Genomic DNA, 23,693 nt, shown 5'->3' on the forward strand with positions numbered 1-23,693 from the left:
GGAGAAGGGCGAGCTGCTGATGGACGGCCCGACGGACGAGGTCATCAAGGCCTACGAGAAGGAGACCGGCAAGTAACCGGCACGTAGCCGAAATCTCACGGAGGGCCGGGACCGCGGGGCGGTCCCGGCCCTCCGGTGCGCACCCGTCCTGTGGAAAAGCTCACGCATTGTCACCCCGCCTACTAAGGTGGTGGTCAGAAGGGTCCATCAGGCTCACGGGGGATTACATATGCAAAGCGGAAGCCATGTTCCGCATCGGGGGAGGGACCTGGTGAACACACGTCCACCAGGTCGTGACGCAGAGGTACCGCCGCTGCCGCTGTTCACTAAACGGAGGCGCTGTATCGTGTGCGTGTACGCCGAGTTGCCGAGCGGCGGGGTATGAGGGAGGGGGACGCGTGTCGCCAGGGGAAGCGCACGTCGCACCGTACTCACGGCGTGAGCGGTTGCGCATCGCGACCATCCGCGAAATCAAGGACGTCGCCCGGACGCTCCTGGTTCAGGAAGGCCCGGAGAATGTGACCATCCGGGCCATCGCCCGTGAGATGGGCATGACCGCTCCGGCCGTCTATCGCTACTTCAGCAGCCGGGACGCGCTGATCCTGCAGTTGCGGGTGGACATCTTCGCGGAAATGGCCCGCTATATGCGCGGGGTCATCGGGCAGCTCCCCGAGGGGGAGCCCGGTCGCAGACTGATCGGCGGCGCCCGGGCGCTGCGCGTCTGGGCCATCAAGCACCCCCATGAGTTCGGGCTGATCCTCGGACCCTGGGCCCCGGGCCTCGGGCGCGAGGAGACCAAGCCGGAGCGCACCATGGGCTGGGTCTTCGGGTCCGTCTTCTCCGACCTGGTCTCCGACCTGTGGCGGGTGCGGGGCTTCCCCGCCCCCGAGGAGGACGAGCTGGATCCGGCGCTCGCCCGTCAGCTGGGAGCGCTCAGCCAGGACCAGGGCGTCGACATGCCGCCGGGTGCCATCGCCGTCATGCTGCGCTGCTGGGCGCGGCTGTACGGGGTGATCTCCATGGAGGCGCTGGGGCACATGTCGTTCGGGCTGTCGGAGGGGAAGTCGTTCTTCGAGTTCGAGCTGCGCGACCTGTGCACCATGCTGGACATCACCGAGTTCTACGACGAGGCCGCCTGACCCGGCTGCTGCCGGGCAGGCCCGGGGTCTCGCCGGGGTGTGGTCCCGTACGCCTGTGCGCCAGGGGCGTAAGCTGTGACAATGCCCAACCGGATCACGTCGGACGTGTGCGGCTGTCACCTGTTCGGGGGTGCGCGGCCGCCCGCCGCTGACGTGTCGGCGCGGCGTGTCCGGATCGTGCCGACCCTGGTAACCGGTGTAGAACGGGGGATGTGACGGCATTGGCTCCACGGCCCATCTCCAGTACGCCCACGGGCCCCGGTCACCGGGATCCGCGCGGCGTGCTGGTCCTCGCCCGTACGCCTGGCTGCCCACGGTGACCGCGGAGGACGAGCGCAGCGGGTCCTCCACCACGTCGGGCAGCCTGAGCGGCGGACAGGAAGCCGCCCGCGCCGTGCTCGACAAGGCCGCGCACGAGAACTTCCCCGTGGCCCCCTTCTTCATCCCCCGCGCCTGGCGCGCCGACCTCATGGCCGTATACGGCTACGCCCGGCTCGTCGACGACATCGGCGACGGCGATCTGCCCCCCGGCGGCGCCGACGCCGCGCTGCTGGGCCTCGACCGGTCCCTCGCCGACGACCGGCTCGCCATGCTCGACGCCTTCGAGGCCGACCTCGGCCGCGTCTTCGGCGACACCTCCGCCGCGCCGCCCCGCCATCCGCTGCTGCGCGCGCTGCGCCCCACCGTCCGCCGCCGCGGTCTCACCCCGGCGCCCTTCCGCGGCCTGATCGAGGCGAACCGCCAGGACCAGCGGGTCCGGCGGTACGGCTCCTTCCAGGAGCTGCTGGACTACTGCGAGCTGTCCGCCAACCCGGTGGGGCGGCTCGTCCTCGGCATCACCGGCACAGCGACCCCCGAGCGGGTCCGCCGCTCCGACGCGATCTGCACCGCCCTGCAGATCATCGAGCACCTTCAGGACGTCGCCGAGGACCTCGGCAGGGACCGCGTCTACCTCCCGGCGGAGGACATGAAACGCTTCGGGGTGACCGAGGCCGACCTCGCCGCCCCGAAAGGCGGCGCATCGGTGTGTGCTCTGGTCGCGTACGAGGCGGAACGCGCTCGGGACCTGCTGAATGAAGGCGCCCCCCTGGTGGGTAGCGTCCACGGCAGGCTGAAGGTGCTGCTCGCCGGATTCGTGGCCGGGGGGCGGGCCGCCTTGCGGGCGGTCGCGGCCGCGGGACATGACGTACTCCCTGGACCGCCCAGGCCCACCAAGCTCAGCCTGCTGCGCGAGGTGGGGGCGACACTGCGAAGAGAGGGGTGAGCCGGACCGTGGACGGATCTCCGCACGCGTCCGCGCCAGTGCTCGCGGCATACCGCTACTGCGAGGCCGTGACCGGGCACCAGGCCCGCAACTTCGCCTACGGCATCAGGCTGCTGCCCACCGAGAAGCGCCACGCGATGTCGGCGCTCTACGCCTTCTCGCGCCGCATCGACGACATCGGCGACGGCGCGCTGCCCGCGGACGCCAAGCGGGCCCGGCTCACCGAGACCCGCGCCCTGCTCGACCGGATCCGCGGCGGGGCGATCGAGGAGGACGACACCGATCCGGTGGCCGTCGCGCTCACCCACGCCGCCCGGCGCTTCCCGATCCCGCTCGGCGGGCTCGACGAGCTGATCGACGGCGTGCTGAAGGACGTGGCCGGGGAGACGTACGAGACCTGGGACGAACTCAGGGACTACTGCCGCTGTGTGGCGGGCGCCATCGGGCGGCTCTCCCTCGGCGTGTTCGGCACCGTACCCGGCGCGCGCGATGCCTCTCGCGCCCCCGAGTACGCCGATACACTCGGCCTCGCGCTCCAGCTGACCAACATCCTGCGCGACGTCCGCGAGGACGCCTCGACGGGGCGTACGTACCTGCCCTCCGACGACCTCGCCAAGTTCGGCTGCGCCGACGCCTTCCACACCTCGGTCGCCCCGCCCGACGCCGACCTCACCGGGCTGGTGCAGTTCGAGGTCAGGCGCACCAGGGCGCTGTTCGCCGAGGGATACCGGCTGCTGCCGATGCTGGACCGCCGCAGCGGGGCGTGCGTGGCCGCCATGGCGGGCATCTACCGCAGACTCCTGGAGCGGATCTCCGAAGACCCCGCGGCCGTCCTGCGCGGCCGCGTCTCGCTGCCGGGCCACGAGAAGGCGTACGTCGCGCTGCGCGGCCTCGCCGGGCTCGACTCCCGCGCCGCCGTCCGCCGCGGGGCCGGGGGGATCCGGTGATCGACGCAACCTCGCGGCCCGGTGCCGCGTCGTGTTCACCCGAGGAGGTGACCACATGACGGCCCGCACCGCACACTCCGCCGACCGCCCGGACCCGGACCCGGTAGGCCGCCCCGAGGGGGCGGCCGCGCTCGTCCGGCAGCCGGGTGACGGACGGGACGGGGGAGCCCCGCGCACCGCCGTCGTCATCGGCGGCGGACTCGCCGGGATCACCGCCGCGCTCGCGCTCGCCGACGCCGGGGTGCGCGTCACGCTGACCGAGGGGCGCCCCCGGCTCGGCGGGCTCGCCTTCTCGTTCCGCCGCTCCTCATCCGTAGGTGAGCTGACCGTCGACAACGGGCAGCACGTCTATCTGCGCTGCTGCACCGCCTACCAGTGGTTCCTGGACCGGGTCGGCGCCACCCCGCTCGCCGCGCTCCAGGGGCGGCTGGACGTACCCGTCGTGGACGCCGCGGCGCGGCCCGGACGGCGGCTCGGACGGCTGCGCCGCACCGGCCTGCCGGTGCCGCTGCACCTGGCCGCGAGCCTCGCCACCTACCCGCACCTCTCGCTCGCCGAGCGCGCCCAGGTGGGCCGCGCCGCGCTCGCCCTGGGGCGGCTCGACCCGCTGGACCCGGCGCTCGACGGGGAAGACTTCGCGGGCTGGCTGCGCCGCCACGGCCAGTCGCCGCGCGCCGTCGAGGCGCTGTGGGACCTGGTGGGCGTGGCCACCCTCAACGCCACCGCCAAGGACGCCTCGCTGGGTCTGGCCGCGATGGTCTTCAAGACCGGGCTGCTCTCCGAGGCCGGTGCCGCCGACATCGGCTGGGCCCGCGCCCCGCTCGGCGAGCTGCACGACACCCGGGCCCGCGCCGCCCTGGACGCGGCGGGCGTGCGGGCCGAGCTGCGCACCCGCGTGAGCGCCGTCACCCGCGCTCCCGAGGGCCCCTGGACCGTGCACACCGACCACGGCCCGCCGCTCGAGCCGGTGGACACCGTGGTCCTCGCGGTACCGCAGCGGGAGGCGCACGCGCTGCTCCCCGAGGGCGCCCTCGACCATCCGGACCGGCTGCTGCGCATCGGCACCGCGCCCATCCTCAACCTGCACGTCGTCTACGACCGCACCGTGCTGCGCCGCCCGTTCTTCGCCGCGCTCGGCAGCCCCGTCCAGTGGGTCTTCGACCGCACCGACGCCTCCGGGCTGCGGGACGCGCCGGGCGCCGGGGACAGCCAGTACCTCGCGGTGTCGCAGTCCGCCGCCCAGGACGACATCGACCGTCCGGTGGCCGAGCTGCGCGCCCGCTACCTGCCGGAGCTGGAGCGGCTGCTGCCGGCCGCCCGCGGCGCGGAGGTACGGGACTTCTTCGTCACCCGGGAGCGCACCGCGACGTTCGCCCCGGTCCCCGGCGTCGGCCGGCTGCGGCCCGGCGCCCCCACCCGCGCACCCGGCCTGTACCTGGCCGGAGCGTGGACCGCCACCGGCTGGCCCGCGACCATGGAAGGCGCCGTGCGCAGCGGGCTCACCGCGGCGCGCGCCGCCCTTTCCGACGGCCGCCCGCACGTGATTCCGCTTCCCGCCGTCGGCGGGGGGACGCCCAAGGAGGCGGCATGAGCACCACCACAGAAACCAGAGGAGAGACCGTGACCCCGGCGACCCCAGCTGTCGACTCCGCAGGCGTCAACGCGCTGCTGGAGCGCGGCCGTACGCTTGCCACGCCGGTGCTGCGCGCGGCGGTGGAGCGGCTGGCTCCGCCCATGAACACCGTCGCGGCCTACCACTTCGGCTGGATCGACGCCGATGGCCACCCCGCCGCGGGGGACGGCGGCAAGGCCGTGCGCCCGGCGCTCGCCCTGCTGTCCGCGCAGGCGGCCGGGGCGGACCCGGAGGTCGGGGTGCCCGGCGCGGTCGCGGTCGAGCTGGTGCACAACTTCTCGCTGCTGCACGACGACCTGATGGACGGTGACGAGCAGCGCCGCCACCGCGACACGGTGTGGAAGGTGCACGGACCGGCCCAGGCGATCCTGGTCGGGGACGCGCTCTTCGCGCTGGCCGGGGAAATACTGCTGGAGCTGGGCACCGTGGCGGCGGGCCGCGCCACCCGGCGGCTCACCTCCGCGACCCGCAAGCTGATCGACGGCCAGGCGCAGGACATCTCGTACGAGCACCGGGAGCGGGTCACCGTCGAGGAGTGCCTGGAGATGGAGGGCAACAAGACGGGCGCGCTGCTCGCCTGCGCCACCTCCATCGGTGCCGTCCTCGGCGGCGCCGACGACCGCACCGCCGACACCCTGGAGCGGTACGGCTACCACCTGGGGCTCGCCTTCCAGGCCGTGGACGACGTGCTCGGCATCTGGGGCGACCCGGTGTCGACCGGCAAGCAGACCTGGAGCGACCTGCGCCAGCGCAAGAAGTCGCTGCCGGTCGTCGCCGCCCTGGCCGCGGGCGGCCGGGCCTCCGAGGACCTGGCGCAGATCCTCGCGGCCGACGCGCACAAGCCGGAGGAGGAGTTCGCCGACTTCAGCGAGGAGGAGTTCGCGACCCGCGCCGCGCTGATCGAGGAGGCGGGCGGCCGGGACTGGACCTCGCAGGAGGCCCGCAGGCAGTACGCGAAGGCCATCGAGGCCCTCGACGAGGTGGACATGCCCGGCGAGGTACGAGAACAGTTCGTGGCGCTCGCGGACTTCGTCGTCGTCCGGGAGAGATGATCACCACCCACCCCCTGGGCCCGTAGGACCAGGATCGCAGTCGCCGGCCGGCACCAGCCCGGTGCCGGCCGACGGAGGCCCCAACGACGGCAGATCACACTGCAGAGGGGAAGCCATGACAGCGACAACCGTCCAACCGTCCGAGTCATCCGAGTCCGAGACGTTAGTGCTCGCCCGTCAGGCCACGGACCGCGCGGTCCGGCAGCTGCTCTCCCGCCAGGACGAGCAGGGCTGGTGGAAGGGCGACCTGGAGACCAACGTCACCATGGACGCCGAGGACCTGATGCTCCGGCAGTTCCTCGGCATCCAGAACCCCGGCGTACTCGATGCCGCGGCCCGCCACATCCGCTCGCAGCAGGCCGCGGACGGCACCTGGGCCACCTTCCACGGCGGCCCGCCGGAGCTGTCCGCCACCATCGAGGCGTACGTCGGCCTCCGGCTGGCCGGTGACGCGCCCGACGCACCCCACATGGCGGCCGCCTCGGCGTGGGTGCGCGATCAGGGCGGGGTGGCGAGCGCCCGCGTCTTCACCCGCATCTGGCTGGCGCTCTTCGGCTGGTGGAAATGGGAAGACCTGCCCGAGCTGCCACCGGAGATCATCTACTTCCCGGCGTGGATGCCACTCAACCTCTACGACTTCGGCTGCTGGGCGCGGCAGACCATCGTGCCGCTCACCGTCGTCTCCGCGAAGCGCCCGGTGCGCCCCGCCCCGTTCTCCCTCGACGAACTCCACGCCGACCCGCGAAGACCCGCTCCGCCCCGCACCGCCGCCCCCCTCGCCTCCTGGGACGGCGCCTTCCAGCGCCTGGACCGCGCCCTGCACCTCTACCGCAAGGTGGCGCTGCGCCCGCTGCGCCGGGCCGCGCTGCGCTCCTGTGCCCGCTGGATCGTGGAGCGGCAGGAGAACGACGGCTGCTGGGGCGGCATCCAGCCCCCCGCCGTCTACTCCGTGATCGCGCTCCACCTCCTCGGCTACGACCTCGACCACCCGGTGATGCGCGCCGGTCTCGCCTCGCTGGACCGATTCGCCGTCCAGCGCGAGGACGGCAGCCGCATGATCGAGGCCTGTCAGTCCCCGGTCTGGGACACCTGTCTGGCCGTCATCGCGCTCGCCGACGCCGGACTCGCCCCCGGCCACCCCGCCCTGGTCAAGAGCGCCGACTGGATGCTCGCCGAGCAGATCGACCGGCCCGGCGACTGGTCGGTCAAGCGGCCCCGGCTCGCCCCCGGCGGCTGGGCCTTCGAGTTCCACAACGACAACTACCCCGACATCGACGACACCGCCGAGGTCATCCTCGCGCTGCGCCGGGTCGACCACCCCGAGCCGGAGCGGGTCGCGGCGGCCGTGCGGCGCGGGGTGCGCTGGACGCTCGGCATGCGGTCCCGGAACGGGGCGTGGGGCGCCTTCGACGTCGACAACACCAGCCCGCTGCCCAACCGGCTGCCGTTCTGCGACTTCGGCGAGGTCATCGATCCGCCGTCCGCCGATGTCACCGCCCATGTCGTCGAGATGCTGGCCCACGAGGGCGGCGCCCACGATCCGCGCACCCGGCGCGCCGTCCGCTGGCTGCTGGCCGAGCAGGAGCCGGGCGGCGCCTGGTTCGGCCGCTGGGGCACCAACTATGTGTACGGGACCGGTTCCGTCGTCCCCGCCCTGGTCGCCGCCGGGATCCCCACCTCCCACCCGGCCGTCCGCCGGGCCGTCCGCTGGCTGGAGAGCGTGCAGAACGAGGACGGCGGCTGGGGCGAGGACCAGCGCTCGTACCCCGACCCCGAGTGGATGGGGCGCGGTGCCTCCACCGCCTCCCAGACCGCGTGGGCGCTGCTCGCGCTGCTGGCGGCGGGGGAGCGGGAGAGCAAGGCGGTCGAGCGCGCGGTCGGCTGGCTGGCGGCCACGCAGGAGCAGGACGGTTCCTGGGACGAGCCGTACTTCACCGGCACCGGCTTCCCCTGGGACTTCTCCATCAACTACCACCTGTACCGGCTGGTCTTCCCGCTCACCGCGCTGGGGCGCTATGTGAGCGGTGAGGCCACCGGGGCGCGGCCGCGGAGGACGTGATGGCCTCCGGACCGGCCCCGGACACCGGCGGTGCCCCGCTGCTGATCGCCTGCGCGCTCGGCATCGAGCGGTTCGCCCTGCGGGGGGCCGGTTCCGGGGCCGCCGCCGGGCCGGTGAGGCTGCTGCGCACCGGCATGGGACCGCAGGCGGCCGAGCGGGCGGTGAGCCGCGCGCTGGCCGAGGGGCAGCTGGCCGGGGGGCCGCTGGACCGGCGAGCGGACCCGGCCCGGCCGCTCCGTACCGCCGTCGTCGCCACCGGTTTCTGCGCCGGGCTGGCCCCCGGGATGCACCCGGGGGACCTGGTGGTGGCCGACGAGACCCGCGACCCGGTCGGCCGTACCCCGTGCGACGGCAGCCGGATCCTCGCCGAGGCGCTGGCCCGCCATGCCCGGCGGGCCCGCGGCGGCCTCGGGCGCACCGTTCACATCGGGCCCGTCGTCGGCTCGAACCATGTGGTGCGGGGCGCGGAGCGGGCCGATCTGCACGCCACCGGGGCCATCGCGGTCGACATGGAGTCCGCCGCCACCCTGCGCAGCGCGGTACGCGGCGGCGCACGCCCGGTTGCGGCCGTCCGGGTGATCGTGGACGCTCCTGAACATGAGCTGGTCCGCATCGGGACACTGCGCGGTGGAATATCGGCTTTCCGGGTACTACGAACTGTTCTTCCCGCATTTTTCGACTGGCACCGTTCCTCTTTCCTCTCAGGAGATGAGCTAGATGGCCATGCCGCTCCGCCAGACCATCCGGGTCGCGACGTATCTCTTTGACCAGAAGGTGATCAAGCGGCGGGACAAGTTCCCGCTGATCGTGGAGTTGGAGCCGCTGTTCGCCTGCAACCTCAAGTGCGAGGGCTGCGGCAAGATCCAGCATCCGGCGGGGGTGCTGAAGCAGCGCATGCCGGTGGCGCAGGCGGTCGGCGCGGTGCTGGAGTCGGGGGCTCCGATGGTCTCCATCGCGGGCGGCGAGCCCCTGATGCATCCGCAGATCGACGAGATCGTCCGGCAGCTGGTACAGCGGAAGAAGTACGTCTTCCTGTGCACCAACGCGATGCTGCTGCGGAAGAAGATGGACAACTTCACTCCCTCCCCGTACTTCGCGTTCGCCGTCCACATCGACGGGCTGCGCGAGCGGCATGACGCGTCGGTGGCGAAGGAGGGGGTGTTCGACGAGGCGGTGGAGGCGATCAGGGAGGCCAAGCGGCGTGGCTTCCGGGTCACCACCAACTCCACCTTCTTCAACACCGACACCCCGCAGACCATCGTCGAGGTGCTCGACTTCCTCAATGACGACCTCAAGGTGGACGAGATGATGATCTCGCCCGCCTACGCCTACGAGAAGGCGCCCGACCAGGAGCACTTCCTGGGCGTCGAGCAGACCCGCGAGCTGTTCCGGAAGGCGTTCGCGGGCGGCAACCGGCGTCGCTGGCGGCTGAACCACAGCCCGCTCTTCCTGGACTTCCTGGAGGGCCGGACCGACTTCCCGTGCACCGCCTGGGGCATCCCCAACTACTCGCTCTTCGGCTGGCAGCGGCCCTGCTACCTGATGAGCGACGGCTACGTCCCCACCTACCGCCAGCTGGTGGAGGAGACCGACTGGGACAAGTACGGCCGGGGCAAGGACCCGCGCTGCGACAACTGCATGGCCCACTGCGGCTACGAACCCACCGCCGTCCTGGCCACCATGGGCTCGCTCAAGGAGTCGCTGCGCGCGGCCCGCGAGACCGCGGCCGGAAGCCGGGGGTGACGGGAGAGCATGCCCTTGCTGGAGAACATCCGGAGCCCGCACGACCTCAAGGCGCTGACCGGGGAGGAGCTGGCCGCGCTCGCCCGGGAGATCAGGGAGTTCCTGATCACCGCGGTCGCCAGGACCGGCGGGCACCTCGGCCCCAACCTGGGCGTCGTCGAGCTGTCCATAGCCCTGCACCGCGTCTTCGACTCGCCGGTGGACCGCGTCCTGTGGGACACCGGCCACCAGTCCTACGTCCACAAACTGCTCACCGGCCGCCAGGACTTCTCCAAGCTCCGCGGCAAGGGCGGCCTCTCCGGCTATCCGTCGCGCGCCGAGTCCGAGCACGACGTCATCGAGAACAGCCACGCCTCCACCGTGCTGGGCTGGGCCGACGGCCTCGCCAAGGCCAACGAGACCCTCGGCCGCACCGACCACGTGGTCGCGGTCATCGGTGACGGCGCGCTCACCGGCGGCATGGCCTGGGAGGCGCTCAACAACATCGCCGCCGCCCGCGACCGTCCGCTGATCATCGTCGTCAACGACAACGAACGCTCCTACGCCCCCACCATCGGCGGCCTCGCCGGCCACCTCGCCACCCTCCGCACCACCGACGGCTACGAACGCTTCCTCGCCTGGGGCAAGGACGTCCTCCAGCGCACCCCCGTCGTCGGACAGCCGCTGTACGGGTCGCTGCACGGCGCCAAGAAGGGGTTCAAGGAGACCTTCGCACCACAGGGCATGTTCGAGGACCTGGGGCTGAAGTACGTCGGCCCGATCGACGGACACGACACGGCGGCGGTCGAGGGCGCGCTGCGCCGCGCCAAGCGGTTCCACGGCCCGGTCCTGGTGCACTGCCTCACCGAGAAGGGACGCGGCTACCGGCCCGCCCTGGAGGACGAGGCCGACCGCTTCCACACGGTGGCCGCGATGGACCCGCTCACCTGCGCGCCCCTCATCCCCTCCGGCGGCCGGTCGTGGACGTCGGTCTTCGGCGAGGAGATGGTACGGATCGGGGCCGAGCGGCCCGATGTGGTGGCCCTCACCGCCGCCATGCTCGATCCCGTCGGCCTCGCGGGCTTCGCCGAGGCGTACCCGGACCGGGTGTGGGACGTCGGCATCGCCGAGCAGCACGCGGCGGTCTCGGCGGCCGGGCTCGCCACCGGCGGGCTGCACCCAGTCTTCGCCGTCTACGCGACCTTCCTGAACCGCGCCTTCGACCAGCTGCTGATGGACGTCGCCCTGCACAAGTGCGGGGTGACGTTCGTCCTCGACCGGGCCGGTGTCACCGGCACCGACGGGGCCAGCCACAACGGCATGTGGGACCTGTCCGTCCTCCAGGTGGTGCCCGGCCTGCGGATCGCCGCCCCGCGCGACGCGGACCAGCTGCGCGCCCAGCTCCGGGAGGCGATCGACGTGGACGACGCCCCGACCGTCGTCCGCTTCCCCAAGGAGTCGGTGGGGCCCGCCATTCCGGCCCTGGAGCGGGTCGGCGGGATGGACGTGCTGCGCCACGGCGACGACGTACTGCTCGTGGTCGCCGGGGTCATGGCGCCGGTCGGGCTGCGCGCCGCCGAGCTGCTGGCCGAGCGCGGCATCGGCTGCACCGTGGTCGACCCGCGCTGGGTCAAGCCCGTCGACCCGGAGCTGCCCGCGCTCGCGGCCCGCCACCGCGCAGTGGCCGTCGTCGAGGACAACGTGCGCAGCGCCGGGGTCGGCGCGGCGATCGGCCAGGCGCTGCGGGACGCGGACGTCGACCTGCCGCTGCGGACCTTCGGCATCCCCGAGGCGTTCCTGCCGCACGCCAAGCGCGGCGAGGTGCTCGCCGACATCGGACTCACCCCCGCCGAGATAGCGGGCCACATCGGTGCGGCCCTCGCCCGCATCGATGCGCGCGCCGCCGACGAGAAGGGGGCCGCCGGGGAGGCCGCCGCCAAGGAGAGGGACGCATGACAGCAGCCGAGCAGCGCTCGGGTTTCGACGTGGGCGAGCTTCTGGCCGGGCGCGGGTCCGAGCGCTATGACCTGCACACCCGGTACCTCAACCACCAACTGCCGCGGATGCTGCACACCATCGGCTTCGACAAGGTCTACGAGCGGGCCGAGGGCGCGTACTTCTGGGACGATGAGGGCCGGGACTACCTGGACATGCTCGCCGGTTTCGGGGTGATGGGCCTGGGCCGCCACCATCCCGTCGTCCGCAAGGCGCTGCACGACGTGCTGGACGCCTCGCTCGCCGATCTGACCCGCTTCGACTGCCAGCCGCTGCCCGGGCTGCTCGCCGAGAAGCTGCTCGGCCACGCCCCGCACCTGGACCGGGTCTTCTTCGGCAACAGCGGTACGGAGGCCGTCGAGACGGCGCTCAAGTTCGCCCGCTTCGCCACCCGCAGACCGCGCGTCCTCTACTGCGAGCACGCCTTCCACGGGCTCACCACCGGCTCGCTGTCGGTCAACGGCGAGGACGGGTTCCGCGACGGCTTCGCACCGCTGCTGCCCGACACCGCGATCGCGATGGGCGACCTGGGCGCGCTGGAGCGGGAGCTGGCGCGCGGGGACGTCGCCGGGTTCGTCGTCGAACCGATCCAGGGCAAGGGCGTGCGCGAGACGCCGCCGGGCTTCCTGCGGGCCGCCCAGGAGCTGCTGCGCCGCCACAAGGCGCTGCTCATCGCCGATGAGGTGCAGACGGGGCTCGGCCGCACCGGGGACTTCTTCGCCTACAGCCACGAGGACGGCGTCGAACCGGACCTGGTGTGCGTGGCCAAGGCACTGTCCGGCGGCTACATCCCGGTCGGCGCGACCCTCGGCAAGGACTGGATCTTCAAAAAGGTCTATGCGTCCATGGACCGGGTGCTGGTGCACTCCGCCAGTTTCGGGGCCAACGCCCAGGCCATGGCGGCGGGGCTCGCCGTCCTCGCCGTCATGGAGGACGAGCAGATCGTCGCGAACGCCCGCCGCACCGGCGAGCTGCTGCGCGACCGGCTCTCCGCGCTCGTCGACCGCTATGAGCTGCTGCACGACGTACGCGGCCGGGGGCTGATGATCGGCATCGAGTTCGGCAAGCCGTCCTCGCTCGGGCTGCGCGGCCGCTGGGCGATGCTGCAGGCCGCGCGCAAGGGCCTGTTCGCGCAGATGGTCGTGGTGCCGCTGCTCCAGCGCCATCGCATCCTCACCCAGGTCTCCGGTGACCATCTGGAGGTCATTAAGCTGATTCCGCCGTTGATCATCGGCGAGCGGGAAGTGGACCGTTTCGTCGAGGCGTTCACGGCGGTCATGGATGACGCACACGGGGGCGGCGGGCTGATGTGGGAGTTCGGGCGGACTCTCGTCAAGCAGGCGGTCGCCCACCGCTGACGAGAGTGGGGGAGACGGGGAATGGCCGACGCGACCGCGGTAGAGGCCGTCAACGCGCTGACTGGGCGGTGGGCGCGGGCCGTCGTATCGGGCACGGAGTCCACGGCCCTCACCGGCGCGGGGGCCTGGCCGCTGCTCGCGCTGCTCGCGGGCGCGGCCGACGGCCCGGCCCGCGGTGAGCTGGAGAGCGCGCTCGGCGTCGGCGCGGACGGCGCGACGGCGCTCGGCCGCGAGGTCGTCGAGGCGATGGACGCGATGGACGGCGTGGCGGCGGCCACCGGACTGTGGACCCGTCACGACCTGCCGGTGCGGCCCGATTGGGAGGCGCAGCTTCCGCAGGGCGTACGGGGTGTGCTGAGCGGCGACTCCGAGCGCGACCGCCAGGAGCTGGACGCGTGGGCCTCCCGGCACACCGGGGGCGCGATCGAAGAGATGCCCGCGCCGCTGACGCCCGACACCCAGCTGGTGCTGGCCGGGGCGCTCCTGGTGAAGACGGCCTGGCGCCTGCCGTTCCAGCCGGGGGTGCTGACGCCGGAGAACGGGCCGTGGCGGGGCCGGTCGCTGGCCGGTCTCCGCCGGACGACGGACGACGTGGACGGGGTGCTGCGGGTCATCCCCGAGACCCCGGCCGGACCGCTCACCCTGTCCGGGGTCGCGGGGGACAACGGGCTCGACGTCCACCTGGTCCTCGGCGCCGAGGGCGTACCGGGCGGCCAGGTGCTGGAGGCCGGGATCGGCGCGGTGGCCGGACGGTACCCGGGGTGGGGCGGCTCGGTGCTGCCGTACGGCGAGGCGGGGCCCGGCGTCGCGGTCATGGCGGCCGCGAGCTGGGACGAGACCCCGACGGTCGCCCTCACCACCCCGCAGTTCACCGTGGGCGCCGAGCACGATCTGCTGCGGGACGCGGAGCTGTTCGGGCTGCGCGCGGCGCAGGACACCTCCCGCGGCCACTTCCCGGGGATCAGCCCGAGCCCGCTGGCGCTGTCCTCGGGCCAGCAGTCCATCACCGCGTCGTTCAGCGCCGAGGGCTTCTGGGCGGCGGCCGTGACCGCGATGGCGATGGCGCCGGGCGGGGGCCCGCCGCAGCGGACGGCGAAGCGGATCTCGGTGACGTACGACCGCCCGTTCGGCTTCCTGGCCGTGCACCGGGCCAGCGGTCTGGTGCTGACGGCGGGCTGGGTCACCGAGCCCGAGGCCGGGGCCGCCAGCCCGTGGGGGCCGCCGGGCCTTCGCTGACGCCGGGGCCGCTGACGCCGGGGCCGCTGACCCGGCTTCGTCAGCCGGTGAGCATCCGCTCCCGCAGCCGTTCGCGCTGCGGGACGGTCAGCCCCAGGCCCTCGGTGAGATAGCGCTCGGTGCCGCCCCAGGTCTCCTCTATCGTCTCGAAGGCCGCCGCGAGATACGTGGGGCGCGCGTCGAAGAGCGGGCTCAGCAGCTCCAGCACCTCCGGGGACATGGGGTCGGAGCCGTCCGAGGGACCCTTGCGCCAGATCTTGTAGCGGCGGTGGGCGGCGGCCGACTCCAGATAGTCGGTCTCGATGGCCTCCCGCTCGACCCCGAGCGCGAGCAGGGTCACCGCGACCGAGAGACCGGCCCGGTCCTTGCCCGCGGAACAGTGCATCAGCGCGGGGGAGCTGTCCTCCGCCATGGCGCCGAGCACCCGGCCGTGCTCGACGATGCGGCTGGTGATGATGGCCCGGTACGCGTTGATCATCCGCCGCTCGGCGCGCCCGTCGTCCAGCAGCTCCCGCAGGGTGTTGAGGTCGCCCTCGCGCACCATGGTCCAGAACCCGGCGCCGTCGGCCGGGTCGGACAGCGGGAGGTTCACGTTCCGCACGCCGGTGAGGGAGACGTCCGGGCCCTCCAGCTTGATGTCCGCCGCGTTGCGGAAGTCGAAGACGGTGTGCAGGCCGAGCGAGTCGAGGAAGGCCGTGTCGCTGTCGGTGGCATGGGCGAGGTGCCCGCTGCGGAAGAGCACGCCGGGCCGTACGCGGCGGCCGTCGGCGGTCGGCAGCCCGCCGACGTCGCGGAAGTTGCGGACCCCCACCAGCTGGGGTTCGGCCTGCGGGACCTGCGGCGACGGCTGCGTCACGGGGGCTCCTCACGATCGAACCGCCGCGCCGCTCGTCGACGAGGCGGGCTCTGCTGACCATACGACATTGGGTTCTTGCTGCAATCAGTTCGGCCGACCGTGACGCAGGCCATTGCCGTGCGACGCACCCTGCCCGATGATGTTGATACCTGTGGGGAATTGGGGACGCGTGATGATTGAAACCGGCGGAAACGGTCGGCTCTGGCTGCTCTCGGGACGACGCAGCAGCTACGCCCTGCACCTCACCGACGAGGGCACCCTGCTCCATCTCCACTGGGGCCCGCGCCTCACGGTCCCGGACGCCGAGGCCCTCGCCGCCGAACCTCTGCCCGCTGAACGAGGCTTCGAATCACCGCTGGACGGGCGCGAGGAGTACCCGGTGGAGGGCGGTCCGCGCTTCGTGCGCCCCGCCCTGTCCGTCCGCGCGGCGGGCGTACGGGGCACCGAGTGGCGCTTCGAAGAGAGCGCGGTCAGCGGCGATGAGCTGCGGCTGCGCTTCCACGACCCGCTCCACCACCTCGACATCACCCTCCACTACCGGATGCGGGACGACGGCGACGTCATCGAGCGCTGGACCACCCTCACGCACACCGGCACCCCGGACGACGCCCCGCTGGAGCTGCTGCGCGCCGACTCCGCCGCCTGGTCGCTGCCGGCCGGCGAGCACCGGCGGCTGAGCCATCTGCACGGGCGGTGGGCCGCCGAGAGCCAGCTCACCCGCACCGACCTCACTCCCGGCGAGAAGGTCATCGGCAGCCGCCGCGGCCACACCAGCCATCAGCATCTGCCCTGGGTCGCGATCGACGACGGCACGGCCACCGAGGAGAGCGGCGAGGTGCACAGCTGCGCGCTCGCCTGGTCCGGGTCCTGGCGGATCGCCGTCCAGCGGCTCGCCGACGGCACCGTACAGACCGTCGGCGGCGTCGGCCACGACGAGGCGGGGCTGCTGCTCCTCGCCCCCGGCGAGTCGTTCACCACCCCTGTCTTCGCGGGGCTGTGGACCGACGGCGGCTTCGGGGCCGCGAGCCGCGGATGGCACGCCTGGCAGCTCGCCCACGTCATCCCCGGCGCGGACCGGGACCGGCCGGTCCTCTACAACTCCTGGGAGGCCACCGAGTTCGAGGTGAGCGAGGAGCAGCAGCGCTCCCTCGCCCGGCTCGCCGCCGGTCTCGGCGTCGAGCTGTTCGTCGTCGACGACGGCTGGTTCGGGAGCCGCACCAGCGACCGGGCCGGGCTCGGCGACTGGACCCCCAACCCGGACCGCTTCCCGCAGGGACTGCGGCCGCTCGCCGACGAGGTCCACGCGATGGGCATGCGGTTCGGCATCTGGGTCGAACCGGAGATGGTCAACGCCGACAGCGACCTCTACCGCGCCCACCCCGACTGGGTGCAGCACCACCCCGGCCGCAGCCGCACCGAGTTCCGCAACCAGCTGGTGCTCAACCTCGCCCGGCCCGATGTCCGCGCGTATCTGTGGGAGCGGCTGGACACCCTGCTGAGCAGCGCCCCCATTGATTACGTGAAGTGGGACTTCAACCGCTCCTTCACCGACCCCGGCTGGCCCGGCGACCCGTATCCGCAGCGGCTGGGCATCGAGCATGTCCACGGGCTGTACGAGCTGCTGGGGCGGCTGCGCGCCGCCCACCCCGAGGTCGCCTTCGAGTCCTGCTCGGGCGGCGGCGGCCGGATCGACCTGGGCGTCCTCGGCCTCACCGACCAGGTGTGGACCTCGGACAACACCGACCCGCTGGACCGCCTCGCCATCCAGCACGGCTTCAGCCAGCTCCATCCGGCCCGGGTGATGGCCGCCTGGGTCACCGACAGCCCCAACGTCATGGGCAACCAGCGGCGCAGCGGGCTCCGCTTCCGTTTCATCAGCGCGATGGCCGGGGTGCTGGGCGTCGGCGGCGACCTGACGAAGTGGAGCGAGGCCGAACTGACGGAGGCCCGCGACTGGGTGGCGCTCTACAAGCGGATCCGGCCCGTCGTCCAGCACGGTGAGCAGTACCGGCTGCGCCCGCCGGGCGGCGGCGGGCTCAGCGCGGTGCAGTACGTACGCGGCGAGGAGACCGTGGTGCTGGCGTGGCTGCACGCGCAACGCTTCGGCGAACCCCCGCCCCCGCTGCGGCTGCGCGGCCTCGACCCGGCCGGGGCGTACGAGGACCTGGCCACCGGGACCGTCCACCGCGGCGCGGTGCTCAGCCATCACGGTCTGCGCACCGGGCTGCGCGGCGACCTGGACGCCGCCGTATTCCACCTCCGCCGAATTGACTAGGTGGGATAACTCACCCCTGGTCAAGGGCTGGTTACGGTGGCGTAGGTCACGACTCGGGGTGAATGATGTCCGGATGTGGCAGACGATTCGCAAAGACTCAAGCATGAAGTGATCGGGTCGTACGCAGCCATCGGGGACAGTTTCACCGAGGGCGTCGGCGATCCCGGACCGGACGGCGTGTTCATCGGCTGGGCCGACCGGCTCGCCGTCCTCCTCTCCGACCGGCGGCCCGAACACGATTTCCGCTACGCCAACCTCGCCGTGCGCGGGCGGCTCCTGGACCCGATCGTCGAGGAGCAGGTGCCGCGGGCGGTCGATCTCGGCCCCGACCTGGTGACCTTCTGCGCGGGCGGCAACGACATCCTGCGGCCCGGCAGCGACCCCGACGATGTCGCCCGGCGCTACGAGGCCGCCGTCGCGGACCTCACGTCCCGGGTGCCCACCGTGCTGTTGTGCACCGGCTTCGACACCCGGGGGATTCCGGTGCTCCGCCATCTGCGGGGCAAGATCGCCACGTATACGGCCCATGTACGGGCGATCGCCGACCGCTACGACTGCCCGGTGCTCGACCTGTGGTCGCTCCGCTCGGTGCAGGACCGGCGGGCCTGGGACGACGACCGGCTCCACCTGTCGCCCGACGGACACACCCGGGTCGCGCTGCGCGCCGGTCAGGTCCTCGGTCTCGAGGTGCCCGCCGACCCCGACCAGCCGTGGCCGGACGACGGGCAGCGCACCCCGGCCGAGGTGCGCCGGGACAACATCCACTGGGCGCGCGAGTACCTGGTGCCGTGGATCGGGCGACGGCTGCGCGGAGTGTCGTCCGGAGACCATGTGGAGCCCAAGCGCCCGGACTTGCTGCCGCTGCGCCACTGACCCCCGCCGGGGGCGACGCGTACCGGGCGGGGCTGTCCTTCAGGCCAGGTAGGCCCATACGGCGCGGCCCGCGCCGCCCGTGTGGGGCCGTACGCCCCAGGCCTGGGACAGGGCCTCGACGAGCATCAGCCCGCGTCCGCCCTCCTGATCCACGCTCACCGACGACCGCGCCTGCGGCACCGTGCGCGCGCATCCCTGGTCGGCCACTTCGAGCCGCAACCGGGTCCCCATCAGCTGCAACGAGCAGCGCACCTCATCGCTCGAGGTGTGCCGGACCGCGTTGGTGAACAGCTCGGAGACCACCAATTCGGCGCTGTCACGGGTGTCCTGGTCGACACCCCATGAGCGCAGCCGCAGGACGACATGCCTTCTCGCCTCCGCGACGGACGTGCTCAGCGCCGGGAGACGAAACGCGTCCTGAAGGCACGCAGCGACCGTCGAGCCGCTGTGCCCTAACCGGAGAGCCTCGTAGGAAGGAGCCACACCCGTAACTATGCTCTGTCACGATCGCTTGTGACAAGGTTCAGTCTGTAAATTACAGAATCGCAAGGACAGACTGTTCCGAAAGCTGAGCCCGTGCCAGACTGCTGTGCTGTGACAGTAAGTGGAGGGGGACGATAGTGGCGGATGCGCGGTCGGGCGGTGCCCCGACCGTCCTGCGGGTCGTGCTCGGCAAGCGGCTCCAGGACCTTCGCGAAAAGTCCGGACTCTCCTTCGAACAGGCCGGGCGGGCGCTCGACGTCACCCATGCCACGATCCGGCGCATGGAGAAGGCCGAGGTCGGCCTGAAGCTCCCGTACGTCGAGAAACTGCTGCGCACCTACGGCGTCACCGACCCCCAGGAGGTCGAGGCCTTCCTCTCCCTCGCGAAGGAGGCCAACAAGAACGGCTGGTGGCACCGGTTCCGGGACGTCCTGCCCGACTGGTTCAACACGTTCGTGAGCCTTGAGGTCGAGGCCAACCTCATCCGGGCCTACGAACCGCACTACATCCCCGGGCTGCTGCAGACCGAGGACTACTCCCGCGCGGTGCTCCGCGCGGGCATGCCGCACGCCCCCGAGACGGAGATCGAGCGCAACGTCGCGCTGCGGATGGAGCGCCAGGCCCTGCTGCGCCGCCAGGATCCGCCCATGCTGTGGGTGGTGATGGACGAGACGGTGCTGCGCCGTCCCATCGGCGGGTCCGAGACCATGCGGGCCCAGATCGGGCGGCTGATCGAGGTCGCCGACTCACCCCAGATCAGACTGCAGGTCATGCCGTTCGACGCCGGACCGCACCCGGCGATGTACGGCCCCTTCCATATCTTCCGGTTCCCGATCCCGGAGCTGCCCGACATCGCGTATACGGAGACGCTCGTGAGCGGCTCCTACTTCGACCAGCGCGATGACGTCTCGGCGTTCCTGGAGGCCCTGGACCGGATGTGCGCGCAGGCCGCGCCTGCACAGACCACTCAGGCCATTCTGAGTGGCATTCGCAAGGAGATCTGAACGATGGATCGCATATGCGCGAGCCGTGTCTACAGCGGCATGCCGGCCAGGGACCTCGGTTCCGAGGGCTGGCACAAGCCGTGGAGCGGTGGCAATGGGGGAAGCTGCGTCGAGGCGATGAGGCTGAGGGACGGCCGGGTGGCGCTGCGCCAGTCGACCGATCCGGACGGACCGGCTCTGATTTACACGCACCTGGAGATGAAGCGCTTCATCCAGGGGGCGAAGGCCGGAGAGGCCGACTTCCTGCTCCTGTGACGCCCGTGCGACGGGGGCGCACACGGGGGAACGAGCGGGAACGAGGGGGACTGACAAGGGGACATGGTGTGACCGACCGACCATTAGCGGACCAGCGATTACCCGGCCAGCGATTATCCGCGTCGCGCATCTCCGGTACGCGGGTATCCGGCCAGGACATCGACACCAGCAGACCGCATCCGGCCCGGATGTACGACTACTACCTGGGGGGAAAGGACAACTACGAGATCGACCGCGAGGCCGCCGAGCGCATCATCGGGCAGTCCCCGGACATCCTCGACAGCGCCCGCGCCAACCGCGCGTTCCTGCTGCGCGCCGTCCGTACGGTGGTGGCGAGCGGCATACGGCAGATCATCGACATCGGGACGGGCATACCGACCTCGCCCAACACCCATGAAGTGGCCCGCGAGATCGCCCCGGACACCCGCGTGGTGTACATCGACAACGACCCGATCGTCGCCGCGCACGCGGACGCCAAACTGACCAGCACCCCGGGCACCCACTTCGCGCTGGCCGACGCGCGCGGACCCGCCGCCATCCTGGCGCATCCGGCGGTGCGCGACGGCATCGACTTCACCGAACCCGTGGCACTGCTGCTGGTCGCGGTCCTCCACTTCGTCTCGGACGCGGAGGATCCGGCGGGGATCATCGCCACCCTGACCGAGCCGATGGCGGCCGGAAGCCATCTGGTCATCAGCCACGGCACCCTGGACTTCCACGGCCCCGACGAGGTGGCCGACGAGGTGTACCGGAAGTCCACCGCCGAGCTGAGCCTGCGCCGTCACGCCGAGATCGTCCCGTTCTTCGACGGGTTCACCATGCTCGAACCGGGGCTGGTGCGGGCGCCGCAGTGGCGCCCGGACGGGCCGCCCGATGCCGGAGCCGATGGGTCCGTCGGCATCTACGGCGGCGTCGGGCGCAAGGACACCGGCCGCACGGACACCGGCCGCACCGACTGAGGGAGGTGGGCGGGGATCCGCTCCAGGACCCCGCCCGCGAACACGTCGTACAGCGGCGGCGACTCCAGATGGACGTAGCCGATGTGGCAGTCGCACACGGCGAGCGGACAGACCCGGGGCCGCAGCGCCGCGCGGTAGGAGCCGTCGTACAGATTGCCCAGCTCCGTGCGGACGAAGTGGCAGCGGCGCACCGTGCCGTCGCCGTCCACCGAGATCACCGAGGCGCCGGTCCGGCATGGCGGACCGGCGCTCCGGTGCGGAGGGCGGCTGTAGCCGAAGAGCGGGTCGAGCGCCGTCCAGTCGGCGGCCTCCGCGTCCGTGTGGGTGTGGCCCTCCGCCGCGTTCACCCACAGATAGACCTGCTCGGGCAGCTCGGCGCGCAGCCCGCGGGCCGCGTCGAGATGGTCCGGGAGCCCGATGATCCCCACGCTGTGGCGTATCCCGCGCGCGGCCAGCTCCCGGCACGTGGCCAGACCGGTCGTACGGCGTCCGGCCCGGGTGGTACGCGCACCACAGCGCGAGCGTGTCCCGGTCGGCCTCGGCCGACCAGCCGGTGCGGCAGCTCAGGTTGGTCTGGATCGCCACCCGCTCGATATGCGGAAGACGGCTCAGCTCGATGAGCGCGCGGCGGTACCAGGAGCGCGTCAGCCGCTCGCCCCACGGCGTGAACAGCACCGACAGCCGGTCGCCCGACTGCTCCCGGGCCCACGCCGTGAAGCGCTCCAGCGCGGCCCGGTCGGCGCGCGGCGCCTCCCGGCTGTCGCGCCGCTTGGCGAACGGGCAGTACGGACAGTCGGTGGCCGCGGCGACCGGCCCCGCTGACCGGGAGGCGACCGAGGCGGGCATCCGGCTGGCGTACCAAGATCGAGCCGGTGGCGGGCGCCGCGGGCGCCTCGGTGCGGGACGCGGTGCGCACCCGCCCGTGGGCGCGTGCCCGGGAGCGGGCGCACACGGCGCTGGGCCCGTCCGGGTGGGCCCAGCGCTGGGCGCTGACGGGGGCGCCGCTGTGGGACGTCACCCGGGCGCTGACCGAGCGCGTCCGCACCGGCGTCATCGAGTCCCTGGCGGAGGGGACGCGCACGGAGCGCGCGGACCAGGAGACGGCCGTCCGGCTCGCCCTGCTGGACGCGGTGCTGGGGCAGCACGACGCGCCCTGGCTGGCCTCGGTGGCCGATGATCCGGACGGCGGACTCGCCGGGCCCGCCGCGGTGGCCCGCGCCGCCGGGTGGTGGTGGCCGTATGAGAAGGCCGTAGTGATCGCGGAGCGCCCGGTCGAACTGCACCGTGACGAAGCGGGCCGCCTCGACCGCGGCGACGGTCGCGCGCTGGCCTTCCCCGACGGCTTCGCGCTGTACGCCTGGCGCGGGATGCCGGTGCCCGCGGACTTCCTCGACCGGCTGGGCGAGTTGACCCCAAACCGCATCCGCGCGGAGGAGAACGCGGAGCTGCGCCGGGTGATGCTGGAGGCTTACGGCTACGAGCGCTATCTCGACGAGTCCGGCGCGACCTTCGGCCTGGACGCCGAGACGTATGTGCCGGAGCGCGAGACCTGAGCCGGGCGCGCACACCCCACATCGGCTTGGTCTGGACCTTGACTGGTATAGACCAAGCCGATTGAGTGTCCTCCGACAACACGAGCATTGGGGTGGTCTCATGTGGAGAAGACGCGCCACGACGTGGTTCGCCGCGCTGGCGGCGGTGTGCGCCTTACTGTTTGGCATGCCCATGGCTTCCGCGTCGGCGGATTCGGCCGACGCGGCGGGCACGGCCGCACCCGCGGCCTGCACCTATCCGAACTGGGTCGCGGGCAAGTGGTACGTGACCGGTGACATCGTCCGGTACACCGACGGCAGGTACTACCGCGCCGAGCACGACAATCCGGGCTACGACCCGGTGATCAGCACCTGGTACTGGGAGCCGTTCGACTGCGGCGGAGGCGGGAACTCCGGCTTCGTCGTCAGCGAGGCGCAGTTCAACCAGATGTTCCCGAACCGGAACGGCTTCTACAGCTACCAGGGCCTGACCGCCGCCCTGAGCGCCTACCCCGGCTTCGCGAACACCGGCAGCGACACCGTGAAGCGGCAGGAGGCGGCCGCCTTCCTCGCCAACGTCAGCCATGAGACCGGCGGTCTCGTCCACATCGTCGAGCAGAACCAGGCGAACTACCCGCACTACTGCGACTGGAACCGGCCGTATGGCTGCCCCGCGGGCCAGGCGGCGTACTACGGCCGCGGACCGATCCAGCTCAGCTGGAACTTCAACTACAAGGCCGCGGGCGACGCCCTGGGCATCGACCTGCTGGGCAACCCCTGGCTGGTGCAGAACGACTCCGCGGTGTCCTGGAAGACCGCCCTCTGGTACTGGAACACCCAGACCGGGCCGGGCACCATGACCCCGCACGCCGCCATGGTCAACCAGCGCGGCTTCGGCGAGACCATCCGCAGCATCAACGGCAGCCTGGAGTGCAACGGCGGCAACCCGGGCCAGGTGCAGAGCCGCATCAACGCGTACCAGCGGATGGTCCAGATACTCGGCACCACCCCCGGCTCGAACCTCAGCTGCTGACCCGGAAACAAGGCCCGG

At 72.2% G+C, this 23,693-nt stretch carries 19 protein-coding genes and 2 pseudogenes; 18 read left to right on the plus strand and 3 right to left on the minus strand.

Annotated elements, in window-relative coordinates; translation table 11 throughout:
• Positions 1-398: 398 nt before the first annotated feature.
• The 11 genes from ACZ6CL_RS32425 to ACZ6CL_RS32475 all read left to right on the plus strand — a co-directional run bounded on the left by ACZ6CL_RS32425 (position 399) and on the right by ACZ6CL_RS32475 (position 14,405).
• Positions 399-1,139, plus strand: coding sequence for a TetR/AcrR family transcriptional regulator (locus ACZ6CL_RS32425; RefSeq protein WP_468942308.1), 741 nt, complete (start codon positions 399-401; stop codon positions 1,137-1,139).
• 394 nt (positions 1,140-1,533) lie between these two features.
• Positions 1,534-2,403: a squalene synthase HpnC gene (gene hpnC, locus ACZ6CL_RS32430; protein ID WP_468942512.1), complete on the plus strand. Its 870-nt coding sequence runs from the start codon at positions 1,534-1,536 to the stop codon at positions 2,401-2,403.
• On the plus strand, positions 2,400-3,350 hold the full coding sequence (gene hpnD / locus ACZ6CL_RS32435; protein WP_468942310.1) for a presqualene diphosphate synthase HpnD: 951 nt from the start codon (positions 2,400-2,402) through the stop codon (positions 3,348-3,350). Before hpnC ends, hpnD begins: the two co-directional genes overlap by 4 nt.
• Before the next feature lie 55 nt (positions 3,351-3,405).
• Positions 3,406-4,941: a hydroxysqualene dehydroxylase HpnE gene (hpnE, locus tag ACZ6CL_RS32440; protein WP_468942313.1), complete on the plus strand. Its 1,536-nt coding sequence runs from the start codon at positions 3,406-3,408 to the stop codon at positions 4,939-4,941.
• The gene (locus tag ACZ6CL_RS32445; RefSeq protein WP_468942315.1) at positions 4,938-6,035 is read left to right on the plus strand and encodes a polyprenyl synthetase family protein; all 1,098 of its coding nucleotides are present in this window, start codon (positions 4,938-4,940) and stop codon (positions 6,033-6,035) included. Before hpnE ends, ACZ6CL_RS32445 begins: the two co-directional genes overlap by 4 nt.
• Positions 6,036-6,150: 115 nt before the next feature.
• Complete coding sequence (gene shc / locus ACZ6CL_RS32450) at positions 6,151-8,094, plus strand: squalene--hopene cyclase (RefSeq protein WP_468942317.1); 1,944 nt, start codon at positions 6,151-6,153, stop codon at positions 8,092-8,094.
• The gene (locus tag ACZ6CL_RS32455; protein ID WP_468942319.1) at positions 8,094-8,861 is read left to right on the plus strand and encodes a phosphorylase family protein; all 768 of its coding nucleotides are present in this window, start codon (positions 8,094-8,096) and stop codon (positions 8,859-8,861) included. Before shc ends, ACZ6CL_RS32455 begins: the two co-directional genes overlap by 1 nt.
• A complete protein-coding gene (gene hpnH / locus ACZ6CL_RS32460) occupies positions 8,812-9,837 on the plus strand; it encodes an adenosyl-hopene transferase HpnH (protein ID WP_468942321.1) in 1,026 nt (341 codons plus the stop codon). The genes ACZ6CL_RS32455 and hpnH overlap by 50 nt, the downstream gene beginning before the upstream one ends.
• Positions 9,838-9,846: 9 nt before the next feature.
• Complete coding sequence (dxs, locus tag ACZ6CL_RS32465) at positions 9,847-11,772, plus strand: 1-deoxy-D-xylulose-5-phosphate synthase (RefSeq protein ID WP_468942324.1); 1,926 nt, start codon at positions 9,847-9,849, stop codon at positions 11,770-11,772.
• On the plus strand, positions 11,769-13,169 hold the full coding sequence (locus ACZ6CL_RS32470; protein ID WP_468942326.1) for an aspartate aminotransferase family protein: 1,401 nt from the start codon (positions 11,769-11,771) through the stop codon (positions 13,167-13,169). Before dxs ends, ACZ6CL_RS32470 begins: the two co-directional genes overlap by 4 nt.
• Positions 13,170-13,190: 21 nt before the next feature.
• Positions 13,191-14,405, plus strand: a complete 1,215-nt coding sequence (locus tag ACZ6CL_RS32475) for a serpin family protein (protein ID WP_468942328.1) — start codon at positions 13,191-13,193, stop codon at positions 14,403-14,405.
• 40 nt (positions 14,406-14,445) lie between these two features.
• Here ACZ6CL_RS32475 and ACZ6CL_RS32480 read toward each other — a convergent pair whose 3' ends face one another.
• Positions 14,446-15,261, minus strand: coding sequence for a tyrosine-protein phosphatase (locus tag ACZ6CL_RS32480; RefSeq protein ID WP_468942331.1), 816 nt, complete (start codon positions 15,259-15,261; stop codon positions 14,446-14,448).
• Between the two features lie 172 nt (positions 15,262-15,433).
• Here ACZ6CL_RS32480 and ACZ6CL_RS32485 point away from each other — a divergent pair, with 172 nt between their 5' ends.
• Positions 15,434-17,536, plus strand: coding sequence for an alpha-galactosidase (locus ACZ6CL_RS32485; RefSeq protein WP_468942333.1), 2,103 nt, complete (start codon positions 15,434-15,436; stop codon positions 17,534-17,536).
• Positions 17,537-17,611: 75 nt separating this feature from the next.
• Positions 17,612-18,409, plus strand: a complete 798-nt coding sequence (locus ACZ6CL_RS32490) for an SGNH/GDSL hydrolase family protein (RefSeq protein ID WP_468942335.1) — start codon at positions 17,612-17,614, stop codon at positions 18,407-18,409.
• A gap of 39 nt (positions 18,410-18,448) precedes the next feature.
• Here the strand turns inward: ACZ6CL_RS32490 and ACZ6CL_RS32495 are convergent, their stop codons facing one another.
• Positions 18,449-18,892 carry an ATP-binding protein gene (locus ACZ6CL_RS32495; protein ID WP_234364982.1) on the minus strand — a complete coding sequence of 148 codons (444 nt, stop codon included), beginning with the start codon at positions 18,890-18,892 and terminating at the stop codon, positions 18,449-18,451.
• 137 nt (positions 18,893-19,029) lie between these two features.
• Between ACZ6CL_RS32495 and ACZ6CL_RS32500 the strand changes: the two genes are divergently transcribed.
• From ACZ6CL_RS32500 to ACZ6CL_RS32510, 3 genes are all read left to right on the plus strand, one after another.
• Positions 19,030-19,896 carry a helix-turn-helix domain-containing protein gene (locus ACZ6CL_RS32500; RefSeq protein WP_468942339.1) on the plus strand — a complete coding sequence of 289 codons (867 nt, stop codon included), beginning with the start codon at positions 19,030-19,032 and terminating at the stop codon, positions 19,894-19,896.
• Positions 19,897-19,899: 3 nt separating this feature from the next.
• Positions 19,900-20,151: a DUF397 domain-containing protein gene (locus ACZ6CL_RS32505; RefSeq protein ID WP_468942341.1), complete on the plus strand. Its 252-nt coding sequence runs from the start codon at positions 19,900-19,902 to the stop codon at positions 20,149-20,151.
• Positions 20,152-20,339: 188 nt separating this feature from the next.
• Positions 20,340-21,110: an SAM-dependent methyltransferase gene (locus tag ACZ6CL_RS32510; RefSeq protein WP_468942515.1), complete on the plus strand. Its 771-nt coding sequence runs from the start codon at positions 20,340-20,342 to the stop codon at positions 21,108-21,110.
• Here the strand turns inward: ACZ6CL_RS32510 and ACZ6CL_RS32515 are convergent.
• Positions 21,053-21,956: pseudogene (locus ACZ6CL_RS32515) on the minus strand (STM4011 family radical SAM protein). The gene ACZ6CL_RS32510 and the pseudogene ACZ6CL_RS32515 overlap by 58 nt on opposite strands.
• On the opposite strand from ACZ6CL_RS32515, the pseudogene ACZ6CL_RS32520 reads away from it, so the two are divergent.
• Positions 21,880-22,615, plus strand: a pseudogene (locus ACZ6CL_RS32520) (DUF6745 domain-containing protein); the annotation flags it as partial. The pseudogenes ACZ6CL_RS32515 and ACZ6CL_RS32520 overlap by 77 nt on opposite strands.
• 148 nt (positions 22,616-22,763) lie before the next feature.
• Positions 22,764-23,675: a glycoside hydrolase family 19 protein gene (locus tag ACZ6CL_RS32525; protein WP_468942343.1), complete on the plus strand. Its 912-nt coding sequence runs from the start codon at positions 22,764-22,766 to the stop codon at positions 23,673-23,675.
• Positions 23,676-23,693 lie beyond the last annotated feature (18 nt).

This window comes from Streptomyces sp. NPDC041200 (genome assembly GCF_055591805.1).